Source organism: Mycobacterium sp. (genome assembly GCF_035623875.1).
Classification (GTDB): domain Bacteria; phylum Actinomycetota; class Actinomycetes; order Mycobacteriales; family Mycobacteriaceae; genus Mycobacterium.
Genome location: NZ_DASPSP010000139.1, coordinates 1 through 8255, shown reverse-complemented (window position 1 = coordinate 8255; position 8255 = coordinate 1). Strand labels below are relative to the sequence as shown.

The following is an 8255-nucleotide window of genomic DNA, read 5'->3' as shown; positions in this document are numbered from 1 at the left end:
CGTTGGCTCTGTGCTAAGCGACTTACGACTGCCATAGCGAGGACCTAATGCCCTGGTCAGCGCTGGTCTCGCGGAGAAGCATCTCCGTGAGGGTTCGGATGCCTGGAGGATTGCACTCATGACCAAACCGATTCCGCCGCTAGACCTTTCATGGCTGCTGATCGAGTCACCGGCCGGCACGACGCACGTTGGTGCGATGTTGCTGTTCAAAAAACCGGCCGGCCACGGGCCGATCGTGCGCGAGATCGTGGAGGCGTACCGGGCGTACCAGCCGGTGCCGCCATTCAACTATGTGCCGGAGATCCTGGTTCGCGGCGCGCCCCATTTCCGAGAGGTGACGAACTGGGACCCGCACTACCACATCGAGCACCTGGCGCTCCCCGCCCGAGCCTCCTACGACGACCTGCTGCGGCTCGTCGCCGATCTGCACGAGCCGCAACTCGATCGCGACCGGCCACTCTTTCGCTGCTGGGTGATCGACGGGGTACCGGACCGAATGTTCGCGATCTACACGAAGACTCATCACTCCATCATCGACGGTGAATCCGGCCTGAAGCTGCTATACGCAGGCCTGAGCACGTCCGATCAGCACACCATCCCCAAGCCCGCCTTTGCGCTCGGCGCTCCGGCACCCACAGCGCACCCGCCGACGCCGCTCGCAGAGCGGATCGTCGACTCGATCCGCGGGGCAGTCACGCAGGTCGGGGCTCTCAACCAGGTTTCATTCGGCGCGCTGCGCAAGGTGTTCGCCGGTCTTGTGGGATCGCATCTCGAGGGCAGCCTGCCGTTCGCGGCGCAGCACGCGCCGACCAATGAGCCGCTCAAAATCGGGCGAAGCTTCGCGACGCTCGCGCTGCCGCTCGATGAGATGCACGAGATCGGTCGGCACTTCGGGGCGACCCTCAACGACGTAGCCGTCACCGTCCTCGACGCGGGGCTGCATGCCTACCTGCGCGAAACCGGCCGCGCCTTCGCGCACCCGTTCATCGCGATGTGTCCGGTCTCTTTGCGTGCCGACGACGACACGGCGATCGGCACCCGGGTGTCGGCGATGTTTGTACGACTCGGCCAGCCCGGCGCGAGCATTCCGGAGCGGATCCACCAAGTGGTGCACTCGGTTGCCACAGCCAAGAAGGAACTCGGCGACATGTCCAACGAGGCGGCGATGACCTACGCGGTCGGACTCGTCGCACTCGCGGGCCTGGGTGCCTCGACGCACCTGGACCGCATCGGGCACCCAGCGTGCAACCTTGTCATTTCCAACGTGGCGGGCGCCAAGGAGACCCAACATCTCAACGGTGCACGCCTCCTCGGCATCTATCCGGTCTCCGCTCTCGCCGCCTCGATCGGGCTGAACGCCACGCTGGCGTCCTACCACGACAGCATGGACTTCGGCTTCGTCGCAAACGCCGCGGCGATCGATGACCCAACCCAACTCGCCCACCACACGCTGCAGGCCTACGAGGTGCTGAAGGAAGCGGCAGCAAAACGGCCGGTGGGCCCGAAGCGCGCGATTTCCTGACCGAGCGCTGACATCGAGCCGCGCCAGACAGTCGTCCGCCCGAAATATCATCTATGCTCGTAATACTAAAGCTTACTTTACTTAGGAAAACCTACCCTCTGTTTGGTTAGGGAACGCTGGCCGCGCATTTATTCAACGTAGCCTTGCTTTACTTAGGAAAAGCTGACCTGAATAAGCGTTACCTTCGTTGAAATGCACTCTGACCTGCGGTAGCGTGCTCGTCATGACCAATCACGACACCCCTGAAACAAAATTCCACACGCTGCTACAAGAGCAGATCCGCATCGAATTCACCGCGACGCAGCAATATATTGCAATCGCGGCGTATTTGGACAACGATGACCTGCCGCAGCTGGCGAAATTCTTTTACCGGCAGGCCGACGAGGAACGCGAACACGCGATGAAGATTGTGGAATACTTCATCGACCGCGATTTCCGGTTCGAAATCCCCGGTGCCGACGAGGTGCGCAATCAATTCGACACCCCCCGCGACGCGATCGCGCTGGCGCTCGACTCGGAGCGCACGATCACCAAGCAAGTCAGCGCGCTAGCGGCCACAGCCCGCGATGAGGGCGACTACCTCGGCGAGCAGTTCATGTGGTCGTTACTCGAGGAACAAGTCGAAGAAGAGGCGGAGATGACCACACTGCTGCGAGTCGCCGACCGCGCCGGAGACAATCTGTTCGACCTCGAGCAATTCGTCGCCCGGGACATCAACTCGTAGTCCACTCAGCCCGCGCGCCACCCGCCAGACCGGGGCAGTCGCTAATGCGACGCCGCTCGCTGCAGCTCACCGGTGCCGCCCATGTCGCCACCGCACCGCACCCGCAGGTTCACCGGCGATGTTGACGTGAAAGAAAACTGGCCTTTGACCTGCAGTTTTAGTGGAGCTGCCGGGAATCGAACCCGCTACAGAAAACATCGTGACCTGCGGATACGCTGGATCCGACTACGCGAAAGCACGCGAAACGACGTGGACCGATCTGCGGATACGCGAGAGGTGTTGACGGCATCAACAGGCCGCCGCCCGGCTGGTATTCGGACCCGCACGACACTCAGGTGACCGAACGGAGCACGGTCCCTACACGATGTCTCTATGCAAGGTTTCTGACGACGCCATTCTGCATCAGGACGGCGGCCGAAGGAATTACCGTCGAGGGGTGACGGACCTTCGTCGCGATGCCGAATACGACGCCGAATTCGACGTGGACGGCTGCATCACCGAGATTGCTGCTCGGATGAACGAACGACTGACCGAGTTAGCCTCGGACGTCGTGTTTTACATTGCAGACGCGATGCCGGAGATGCGCGGGGATGCCCTCACGACGGAGCTTTTCCGCGCCAGCGCCGAAGGCAACATCGACACCGTGCTGAGGGCTCTGCGCTACCACATCGCGGTGGAAAGTGTCGAGGCGCCAAACGCCGCACTGGAGCACGCCCGGCGGCTGGCACAACACGACGTCACTGTCAACGCGCTCGTGCGGTCTTACCGACTCGGCCAGAGCCGCGTGAGCGAACTCGTGTTCGATACCGTGCGGATGACCGACATCCCGCCAACAGCCAGAGTTGCGGTCCTGGAGCGGTTTACCGCCACGCTTTTCCAGTACGTCGACCGCATATCGCAGCAGGTTATCGCTGTGTACGAGGAGGAGCGCGAACGTTGGCTGGAAGGACAGAACAGTATCCGCGCCGTGCGAGTCCGGGAACTGTTGGCCGGAAAGAAGATCGTCGACATCGACGACGCAACCACGTCAATTCGCTATCCACTTCGGTGGCACCACCTTGCGGTCGTCATCTGGTATCCCGATGCGAGAGCAGATGGCGACGAACTACCGCGTTTGCAACGCTTCCTTTCCGAACTCGGGCAAGCCGCGGGCGCTGCGGCGAAACCCTTGTTCGTTGCGGAGAACCGGGTGACCGGATGGGGGTGGTTGCCCTATAAGGAGGCCAACGCCGATGCGGTAAAGAAGATACGTGCCTTCGCGGCAGGGCGTCATGACTCTCCCAGCCTGGGCATTGGGATGACAGCGGCAGGGGTCGACGGTTTCCGCCGTTCCCACAACCAAGCGCAGATGGCGCGTTCGGTCGCGGTCGCCGGTAGCCAGCAGGGGCCGACCGTTCTCGCCGCCGCCGACCCGGGCCTGTCGATGGCCGCGTTGTTGGCAAGCGACGTCGGCAAGGCGCGCGAATGGGTCGCCGATACCCTCGGTGATCTGGCTGGCCACAACGAGAATGACGCACGCCTGCGGGAAACGCTGTGGGTGTACCTGCGGTGTGGCTCCAGCTACAAGCTGGCTTCTGAGGAACTCATCCTTCACTTCAACACCGTGAGATACCGCGTCGGTCGGGCTGTTGCCAGGCGTGGTCGGCCGCTCGACGACGATCGGCTCGACGTCGAAGCGGCCCTACTACTGTGCCAGTGGTACGGCACCGCCGTCCTCCAACCCTCGCGATAATACGAAACTGCCAATGGCACAGCAGTGTTGACGGCCCTGTCACCGACCCTGCGCTGTGAAATTGGGGCTTGCGTTCGTCGAAAACGTACCGACCGCGATTGGGTGCCGCGATGGCGCCGGTATACCAACTGCGGGTGAAGCCTTGTATCCCCGACACAAAGCGCTGATTGGTGCCCGGATGTCACCGTTCTAGCAACGTCAAACCGGAGAGGAACTACATGGATTCCTACGCTTACATCGTTGCCGGCGCAGGCTCCGCGGGAGCGGTGGTCGCGAGCCGACTGTCCCGAGGACGCCTCCGTTCGCGTCCTCCTCATCGAGGCCGGCGGCTCACACCGGCACCTCAACGTGCAGATGCCGGCGGTGTTTCCGAAGCAGTTCAAGACGGCTGCGTTTGGCCCGCCAATTGAACGCCGGCTCGACAGCCAGGGCCGCTCCGGCCAAGGGCGCGAGCTAGGCGCCGACGGTCTAAGGAAGTTCTTCTACCTCAAGTCGATCCAGCGCTGAGCAGCGCGGCTAACCGATACCAAGGAGATTGACGATGAACCTCGCGAAAAACCTGATCGACACCGTGGGCAAGCATGGCGCCCGCGTCGCGATCAGGCTCGACGACGTCGAGCTGACCTATTCCGCCCTGGATGAGGGCACCGCGCGGGTGGCGGGTCTGCTGCGCGCCAAAGGCATACAGGCCGGAGATCGGGTAGGCATCATGCTGCCCAACGTCCCCTATTTCGCCGTTGTCTACTACGGCGTGCTGCGCGCCGGCGGCGTCGTCGTGCCGATGAACGTGCTGCTCAAGAGCCGCGAGGTGCGCTTCTATCTGGAGAATTCCGGCGCCAAGGTGGTGTTTGCCTGGCACGAGTTCGCCAGCGCCGCCGAGCGGGGCGCCGCCGAGACCGCTGCCGAATGCGTCGTGGTCAAGCCCGGCGAGTTCGAGCAGCTGCTGGCGTCGGCCGAGCCGGTCCCGGACGTGGTGGATCGAGCGCCCGAGGACACGGCGGTGATCCTGTACACGTCGGGCACCACCGGCACCCCCAAAGGCGCCGAGCTCACGCACGGCAGCCTCGGGCGAAACTGTGAGATCGGCCAGAAGCTGTTCTCGCTCACGGAACAGGACGTCATGTTCGGCGGGCTACCGCTGTTCCACGCATTCGGGCAGTCATGCGCGCTCAACACCGTGGTGCGCGCCGGTGCCTGCTTGACGCTGCTGCCCCGCTTCGACCCCGCCAAGGCGCTCGGGATCATCGACCGCGACGGCGTTTCGGTGTTCGCGGGCGTCCCCACCATGTACACGGCGCTGCTTCACCAACCCTCGGAACGGGACGTCAGGCTGCGAATCTGCGTGTCCGGCGGCGCGGCGCTTCCGGTGGAGGTGTTGCGCGGATTCGAGGCGCGGTTTGACTGCAAACTGCTTGAGGGCTACGGCCTTTCGGAGACGTCGGCGATCGCGTCCTTCAATCACGCCGACCGCGATCGCAAGCCGGGCTCGATCGGCACCCCGGTTGAGGGTGTGCAGATGAAGATCGTCGACGACAAGGGCGCCGAGGTACCCCAGGGCGACGTCGGCGAGATCGTCATCCGCGGTCACAACGTCATGAAGGCGTACTGGAAGCTTCCCGAGGCCACCGCGGAAGCGATCGATGCCGACGGTTGGTTCCACAGCGGCGATGTGGGCAAGGTCGACGAGGACGGCTATTTCTTCATCGTCGACCGCAAGAAGGACCTGATCATCCGCGGCGGCTACAACGTCTACCCGCGCGAGATCGAAGAGGTTCTCTACGAGCACCCGGCCGTGCGCGAGGCCGCGGTGATCGGCATCCCACACGACGAGCTGGGTGAGGAGGTCGCCGCCGCCGTCGCGCTGAAGGAGGGTGAGCAGCTGTCCGCCGACGACCTGCAGGCCTACGTCAAGGCGCAGGTGGCCGCATACAAGTACCCACGCAGCATCTGGTTCGTCGACGAGCTGCCCAAAACCCCCACCGGCAAAATCCTCAAACGCGCTATCGAGGTGCCCAGCTAGCTTCCCCCACCCAGACCAAAGGAGTGCATCGTGTCACAAGAATTCGACTACATCGTCATCGGCGCCGGCTCGGCGGGCTGCCCAGTGGCCGCCCGGCTCAGCGAAACCGCAACGGTGCTGCTCATCGAAGCCGGCGGTACCAACCGCAGGCTCGACGTGAAAGCGCCGGCCGCCTTCCCGAAGCAATTCCATTCGAAGATCGACTGGGACTACTGGACCGAACCGGAGCCGCATCTGAACGGTCGTCGAGTGTTCTCACCGCGCGCCAAGCTCATCGGCGGCTGCAGCGAGATGAACGCGATGATCTACATCCGCGGCAACCGATACGATTACGACACCTGGGCCGACGAGGGAGCGCAAGGCTGGTCCTACGACGACGTTCTCCCCATATTCAAGCGGTCCGAGTGCAACGACGAGTTCGACGACGAATACCACGGCACAACAGGGCCGTTGAAGGTAACCCGCATAACCGATCTCGACCCGGTCACCGTCGCCCTAATCGACGCCGCGGCCGCGCAGGGAGCCGTGCGCAACAACGACTTCAACGGTAAGCAGATGGACGGCACCGGCCAGTTGCAGGTGAACCAGTACCGCGGGATGCGTTTCGGCAGCGCCGAAGCTTACTTGGCACCGCTGGCGCGTCACAGGAATCTGACGATTCGCAAGAAGACGCTGGCCACCCGAATCGTCATCGAAAATGGCCGGGCGGTCGCGGTTGAGGTTGCCGACGGTAAGGGCGGGACCGAGCGGATCCGTGCGCGTGCCGAAATAGTGCTGTCGGGTGGTGCCTTCAACACCCCTGCGTTGCTGCAACATTCGGGAATCGGCCCGGCCGACTTCCTGCGCTCGGTCGGCGTGACGCCGATGGTCGATCTGCCGGCCGTCGGAGAGCATCTGATGGAGCACCCGCTGGCTTCTGTCTGCTACGAGCTTGCCGAGGGCTACACCGGGCTCGCCGACGCGGAAGACCCCAAATATCTGGCCCTTTGGTTGGCCCGAAGGCGCGGGAAGCTGACCAGCAACATCGCCGAAGGCGCGATTCATTTCCGCACCGATCCAAGCATGCCCGCGCCCAACTTCCAAGTTTTGCTTTCGCCAAGTTTCTTCTACAACCACGGGCTGACATCATGGGATGCTCCGGCGGCGACGATGGCGCTCTCCTACATCGGTTCCCGGAGCCACGGCTCGGTGAGGATCCGGTCGAACGATCCGACCCGCAAGCCGGCAGTCACCTACAACATGTTCTCTACCGAATCCGAGTTGGATGAGATGGTCGACGCCGTCGAGTTCGCCCGCGCCGTCGCGGCGAGCGCGCAGAACAGCGGGGTACTGCGAGCCGAAATCACCCCCGGCGATGGCGTCCGCACCCGCGACGAGATCAAAGGCTGGATTCGGACGTCGGTGCAACACACCTTTCATCCCTCGTGCACTGCCCGTATCGGGTCACCGACCGATGGCGTCGTCGACCCCAAGTTGCGGGTACACGGCGTGGAAGGCCTGCGCATCGCCGACACGTCCATCATGCCGAGGATCGTCCGCGGCAACACCCATGCCCCCGCGGTCATGATCGGAGAACGCTGCTCCGACTTCATCAAAGAGTCGTAAGTGTCACGAACCACAACCGCATAGACATCACCAATCGCAGGGGGCTGAGGCGATCGCCGCAGCGGTCGCGCCGACACCGCGAGCACGCCGAAGGAAGGCGTGTCCTAGCGGCTGGCCGTGCAGCAAGAAAGACACAGTCGCCGCTCGGCGAGGCGAAGCAAGCATGTGAAACGGTGGCGCGTCGAAACGAAGATCAAACTTGAGGCTCCATGGCATCAGGACATGTCGCACAACCCGTTGACGAGATCGACGGTCATATCCGGATGTGGCTCTGATCTACATCCTCTCAGTGGAGCTGCCGGGAATCGAACCCGCAGCCCTACCTGGGTTTTGCCTTCTGAACTGCCGATTCGTTACTTCCCGTTCCCGTTCAGTACGTCCCGTTACCTGCGGTTTCGTTCTCGGCTCTTGACGGCGTCAAGAGGGATCATCTTCATCGACCTCGCTAGCAGGCGGCCCAACCCAAATAGCCACCTGATGACTTGACGCGCCAGCCTTCTGGGGCAGTCGCTGCTCGACGGTCAGCTGACGATCGCGGGCATGGTGTCCCAGCCGCGAACGGTCGCGGTTCGTGATCGGCGAGCGTTATCGATGTCGATGTCCCACTTGGGAAAGCGGCTGAGTACCTCATCGAGAGCGATGCGCCCTTCGA

The 8255-nt window shown here is 63.1% G+C and carries 6 protein-coding genes and 1 pseudogene; 6 read left to right on the top strand and 1 reads right to left on the bottom strand.

Annotated features, from left to right (window positions below; genetic code table 11):
* Positions 1 to 118 precede the first annotated feature (118 nt).
* From VEI45_RS11315 to VEI45_RS11290, 6 genes are all read left to right on the top strand, one after another.
* Positions 119 to 1522: a wax ester/triacylglycerol synthase family O-acyltransferase gene (locus tag VEI45_RS11315; protein WP_324853139.1), complete on the top strand. Its 1404-nt coding sequence runs from the start codon at positions 119 to 121 to the stop codon at positions 1520 to 1522.
* A gap of 223 nt (positions 1523 to 1745) precedes the next feature.
* Positions 1746 to 2246: a ferritin gene (locus tag VEI45_RS11310; RefSeq protein WP_324853137.1), complete on the top strand. Its 501-nt coding sequence runs from the start codon at positions 1746 to 1748 to the stop codon at positions 2244 to 2246.
* A gap of 514 nt (positions 2247 to 2760) precedes the next feature.
* On the top strand, positions 2761 to 3978 hold the full coding sequence (locus tag VEI45_RS11305; protein WP_414687455.1) for a PucR family transcriptional regulator: 1218 nt from the start codon (positions 2761 to 2763) through the stop codon (positions 3976 to 3978).
* A 240-nt stretch (positions 3979 to 4218) separates the two neighbouring features.
* Positions 4219 to 4485 (top strand): hypothetical protein, encoded by a 267-nt coding sequence (locus VEI45_RS11300; protein ID WP_324853133.1) that lies wholly within the window; start codon positions 4219 to 4221, stop codon positions 4483 to 4485.
* A gap of 34 nt (positions 4486 to 4519) precedes the next feature.
* On the top strand, positions 4520 to 5998 hold the full coding sequence (locus tag VEI45_RS11295; RefSeq protein ID WP_324853131.1) for a long-chain fatty acid--CoA ligase: 1479 nt from the start codon (positions 4520 to 4522) through the stop codon (positions 5996 to 5998).
* A 30-nt stretch (positions 5999 to 6028) separates the two neighbouring features.
* On the top strand, positions 6029 to 7603 hold the full coding sequence (locus tag VEI45_RS11290; RefSeq protein WP_324853129.1) for a GMC family oxidoreductase: 1575 nt from the start codon (positions 6029 to 6031) through the stop codon (positions 7601 to 7603).
* Positions 7604 to 8124: 521 nt separating this feature from the next.
* On the opposite strand, the pseudogene VEI45_RS11285 reads toward VEI45_RS11290, so the two are convergent.
* A pseudogene (locus VEI45_RS11285) lies at positions 8125 to 8255 on the bottom strand (cytochrome P450); the annotation flags it as partial.